Origin of the sequence: Bacteroides intestinalis (assembly GCF_003464595.1) — a bacterium.
In the GTDB taxonomy this organism is placed as follows: domain Bacteria; phylum Bacteroidota; class Bacteroidia; order Bacteroidales; family Bacteroidaceae; genus Bacteroides; species Bacteroides intestinalis_A.
The window spans coordinates 1-4,114 of the sequence record NZ_QRZF01000052.1; the positions used below are offsets into that span (position 1 = coordinate 1).

Annotated in this window: 2 protein-coding genes and 1 pseudogene; all 3 read right to left on the bottom strand. The window is 38.6% G+C overall.

Annotated features, from left to right (window positions below; translation table 11 throughout):
* Nucleotides 1-211, bottom strand: a pseudogene (locus tag DWW10_RS25720) (ABC transporter ATP-binding protein); the annotation flags it as partial.
* Nucleotides 208-1,350 carry a GumC domain-containing protein gene (locus tag DWW10_RS25725; protein ID WP_118422450.1) on the bottom strand — a complete coding sequence of 381 codons (1,143 nt, stop codon included), beginning with the start codon at nucleotides 1,348-1,350 and terminating at the stop codon, nucleotides 208-210. The pseudogene DWW10_RS25720 and the gene DWW10_RS25725, both read right to left, overlap by 4 nt.
* Nucleotides 1,351-1,507: 157 nt before the next feature.
* Nucleotides 1,508-3,952 (bottom strand): autotransporter outer membrane beta-barrel domain-containing protein, encoded by a 2,445-nt coding sequence (locus tag DWW10_RS25730; protein WP_147350494.1) that lies wholly within the window; start codon nucleotides 3,950-3,952, stop codon nucleotides 1,508-1,510.
* Between the last annotated feature and the right edge of the window lie 162 nt (nucleotides 3,953-4,114).

Sequence of the window (4,114 nt, forward strand, 5' to 3'; positions counted from 1 at the left end):
CATTCTTCAATAAAACAAATAGCAATACGGCACCACACAACGTCAGCATCCTTCCCCGTCCGCCATCCTGCTTTACCACTACCAGCAATATAGGTATCAGTGCCGCTACTCCGGCAAAATCAAGGATAGCACGCAGCAATACCGAAAAAGCCACCCAAATGCTTCGTTTGCGTTGCCTTTCAGGTAGCAATTGAATTATTTCTTTAATCATTGGCTTTCATCCGTATACAAACTATCCTTTTTCATGTTTCTCATGAAATCCTTTACGAATAGAATCCATGCGACACTTCCTCCACCAAATAAAAGAATACATCCTATAAAAATCAGCACTTTATTGGGTTTTGAGGAGTTAAGAGGAACCTGTGCTGGTTGAATGATGGCATTTATAGGAGTAACTTTTTCCACTTTAGCTTTGGCAACGAGGACTTGCTGTTCCATTTGATTGTAAGTGGAATGAGCCAGATTCATTTCATTCTGTAATCGGATCAATTCTGCGCGAGAAGTCTGTATCACTAACTTTTGGTTGACATCTGCATAGTTAGCATATTGAATTTGCGCTTCATGGTATTTTGTTTGCGCTTCATTACGAAGTTGTTCAGTATAGTTCAAAATCCTACGTGCCTTGCTTGTTCTGTATTCTGTGACATACTCTTGCAGGCATGCTTGCACTGTATCTACTACAGTGGCAGCAACCAGCGGATTCTGCATGGTGACAGATATGGTCACCACTCTTTTTTTTTGGTCTATCTCGACAGCTATTCTGGAAGCAATAGCACCGGCTATACCTATCTCTTCACGAGTCAATCGGAAGATATCTGTTTTTGTATTTTTCTTTTTTCCTTCCTCTTTCGGTGCGCTCCTGAATAAAGACAGGAGTCGGTTCATTAATCTGAACGGTGCTGAAGCAACAGCATTCCACCACGGTGTTTTCTGCCGTTCCTTTACATATTGGGCAAGAGTTATTGCAGCAGTATCTTTTTGTTCGTGTACTTTTACCTCAAAAAGCCGAATAAGAAATGGGGTAGAATTAACAATGATAGGATATAGGGATGGATATATGGCATCCCTATCAGCAGTAGAAGAGTTTACATTGACATCCGTCATGGCAACCAGTGCATTTATACCCAAAGACGAACTTTTACGGGCATTTTCTGGAGCTATAAGAATCTTAGCTGTATATTCCTTTGGGATACTAATACCTATAATTATCCCGATAACGGCTCCAATGCCACAAGTCATCAGAAACAATTTTCTGGATATCCACACTTTTCTGTACAATATCCGCCAATCCATTTCCGCTTTTCCGGAACGCAGTATTTTGTTTTCATCGTTTGAAATGTTACGATTCATTTGCATAGACAATGAATATTAAAAAAGAGATTCTTGTATTTATTCGTATCAACAATTCTTTTTTTGCAGACACTTAGAGACTGAAATATTGAGAAGAAAAACGGAGAAGCAATGCCCCTCCGTCTTTTCTATATTAAGATTGGATAAAAAGATAGACTTAAAATCCAGCTTCTGTAACTGTAGCTGTAACAGCGGTTATATTACCTTGGAATACTGAAACCCCAACAACCTTATTATCAACTTTTGTGGCGTATAGTTTGCCTTCATTTAGAATCTTACCATAGTTGTCTATTGAAGTCATTGTTACATTAGCGCCACTTATTGCATTACCTGCTGTCAATATTGCATCTTCATTGTTAGTAATGGTAGCGGAAGTATTGTCAGAGGCTCCTACAGTAACATCTCCTAAAATAGTGCCGGAATTCACCAGCTTACCCAAGACGCTTATCGTAGCAACTGTTGTAGCATCTATTTTTCCGAACTTAACATTTTTAGCAACAGACAATGTAGCTTCTTCAGCAATAGTAAGATTGACAGTAGCTGTTGCCAGTTGTTGTGCTGTAACAGATGAGTTGTTGATGGCACTAGTACCATTTACAATAATATTTGTAATATTTGTAAAACCAGCAGCAACACCATTCAAGTCAATAGTAGCATCTTCCATAATCAGGTTTGTGATGGTGGTAGCTGCGTCTACTTTATCTATTGCAGCTTTATTCCAGCTTCCACTGATAGTAGCACTGTTTACTTCGTTGATATCTTTTAATGCATCCAAGCTAGAAGCTGCAGTGATGGCTACACTGGTAACACCCTGAGTGTTAGTAATCAAAGCCGTAGTAGTAGCATGACCTGCATTATCTACAAATACATCCTTTACAGCTGCTAAAGTGATTATGGCTGCTGCATTATTATTAGTGATGATTGATGCAGCGGTGCCTAAACACTGAACTTTACAGTTCTCCCCTAAAACGATATCTTTAACATTCTCAAGTGCTTTACTATCCGCAACAGTCAGCAGATTATTATTGGTTATCTTACCACTATTAGTTACATTATTCACGATAGCCAAAGTACCATTATTTATAATTTCGGATTTGGCAGCAAGATCTGGAGTAACTTCTCCTAATTCTAATTTACCATTAACCACTATTACACCATTGTTGACAAGTGTAGAAATACCGTAGTTTTTAGGTGTACCTTTCCAAGTAGCATAGTCGGAAACGCTTGCTTTGCTACTTACCATTCCCGAAACGGTTACCGTACCCTCATTAGTCAAACTCTCAATAAATGATTTTCCATCCAGGTTCAATGTCGTTCCTGCTGCAACTTCCAATGCTCCGACATATGAATCTTGAGCTAATTTAAATTCAGCATCTTCTTTCTCAAGGATTAACTTGTGGCTATTGGCATCCACATAAATAGAGAATGCAGGAATATCGGTTGTTTCGGTTAACGTGACGTCTGCTTGTAAAGCAAATGTAGCAGCATGGTTTGTGTAATATGCATTGCCTTGGATAAATTTCACTGCGTATTCCCAATCTTTCTTGCTGAAAATCTTGAATTCTGCAGGATATTCAAATGTACTCATTTCATAAGTATTGGTTTTGAACACATCTCTATTGAATTTAACAGCAGAATTTCCAGGATTTGCCTTTGTTTCAAATACCCCTTGGTTGGTATATACTTTCATTGTCAAATCATTTTGGTTGTATGAGCCTGCGGGGAACAACATACGAATTTCTTGAGATGCACCGGCAGCGATAACCATATCAGGCAATGTAATTGACACCATATTGTTAGCTGCCGTTATGGCAGTTTCATAGAGATCAATATCAGCACTTCTCATGGTTTCGACTTTCTCTCCAATTACATTTTTTAGGTCCGCATTATCAGATACAACAACACTACCAAATATACTTGTTACGGTATTAATATCCCCACCCAGTTTAAATCCAGCTGCAGAATAAACCTCAATCTTAGAAACCTTAACTTCTTCACTACTGGTGTTTTTTAATGTTGGAGCAAAACCTGAATACAAAGAAGTAAATTGTACAGGAATTGTATTATTGGCTTCGTAAGCAATACCTCCTTTAATCTTAATGAGTGGAGACACAAAGAAGTTATTAGCAGTTAAGTGTGCATAAGGTTTTTCTGCATTGAGTTCTTGTGAGACAGGAAAGTTGACAGTAATCTTTCTCCCCTTGGTCATATCTGTTTGATATCCATGATAGAAAACATAAGTGCCCTCATATACAGCAGTATTTGTCTTGAAGTTAGCAGACTCTACGGGAGTGGTAATTGTTTCCACTGGAGTGAAAGGGTAATTAGTAACAATATTATTGTATTCCGGAGTGCCTTCTACTTTCGCATCAACCATACATGCCCCTAATACATCAGAGGCTTCCCATTTGTATTTTCCACTTTCCCAAACAGTTCTAGTAGAAGCATCACCAATAGTGTATTCTCCCATATCAGCTCCCAACATCACGTTTACCTTCGCTCTATCCGCAAAGTTATTTTCCGGTGCACTAATAAACTCTTCATTGGTACAAGCAACGAATAAAGTAGCAGCGCACATCGTAAACAAGAATTTTGTTTTCATCTTTTTGAATCTTTTTAGTTTATTAATTTACTATTCTAATCTTAAGCTTGGCTACATAGGCTCATCCGTAGTACCACCAGCAGGAACACTTGCAGCGAATCCCAATTCTACAACCACCTCCAGAACTTCCACTTCCGGAGCTTCATACTTCATTTCCTTTTC

What these genes read in the sequence shown, in the direction of transcription:
- DWW10_RS25725 (WP_118422450.1), bottom strand. Translation starts at nt 1,350, where the DNA reads ATGAATCGTAACATTTCAAACGATGAAAACAAAATACTGCGTTCCGGA.
- DWW10_RS25730 (WP_147350494.1), bottom strand. Translation starts at nt 3,952, where the DNA reads ATGAAAACAAAATTCTTGTTTACGATGTGCGCTGCTACTTTATTCGTT.